The sequence below is a fragment of the Synechococcus sp. H55.10 genome (genome assembly GCF_047502715.1).
Classification (GTDB): Bacteria; Cyanobacteriota; Cyanobacteriia; order Thermostichales; family Thermostichaceae; genus Thermostichus.
Genome location: NZ_JANSJJ010000192.1, coordinates 1 through 636, shown reverse-complemented (window position 1 = coordinate 636; position 636 = coordinate 1). Strand labels below are relative to the sequence as shown.

1 protein-coding gene is annotated in these 636 nt (G+C 62.3%); it reads left to right on the top strand.

What is annotated here, in order from left to right:
- Positions 1-125: 125 nt before the first annotated feature.
- Positions 126-636, top strand: a 511-nt coding sequence (locus NW858_RS11355) for a tellurite resistance TerB family protein (RefSeq protein ID WP_414520524.1), incomplete at its 3' end; no start/stop codon positions are given.

Sequence of the window (636 nt, the reverse complement as noted above, 5' to 3'; positions counted from 1 at the left end):
CGCTAGCTTTTGCCGCAGCCTCCCAGGGTTTGGTCGGGGATCCCTGCGCGAGGGCGGGTTTTCAGCCCTCGGGATCCGCCTTGCAGCCCCCTAAAATGGTGGTACGCCAGATCGGGGGGATCCCTATGTCTATCGGTGCCACGCCTGCTTCTGCCAGGGAGTGCTCGCCGCAACAGGCGCAGCTTTGGTTACGAGGGCTGCTCAGCATTGCTTGGGCCGATGGAGAATATAGCCCCGAAGAGCAGCGACTTATCGAAGATCTCATCCGCTCCGACTGGCCAGAAGACCAGGGGAAAGATCTCGCTCCCCTCTCTCCTGAGGAGCTGGCGGCCCAGCTACAGCCGGAGTTGCGGCAAGATTTCCTGCGCACGGCGGTGATGACAGCCGTTGCCGACGGGGTATATTCCGAGCCAGAAGACCGCCTGTTGCACCAGTTGGTCGCTGCCTTTGGACTGGAGCTTCCCCAGCTCCACCTGCTCGGGGCCACGCTGGTCAATAAGGGCGCCACCTCGCCATTGCCGGCAGAGGCTCAGGCCGAGAGCGGCTATACCGACCTTTTGGCTCCCTTGCGCAAGTGGCTGGTCGGCATCCAATTCCGCGAGGCGAAGGTAGCGCGCTTCTTGTGCCGTATTATAC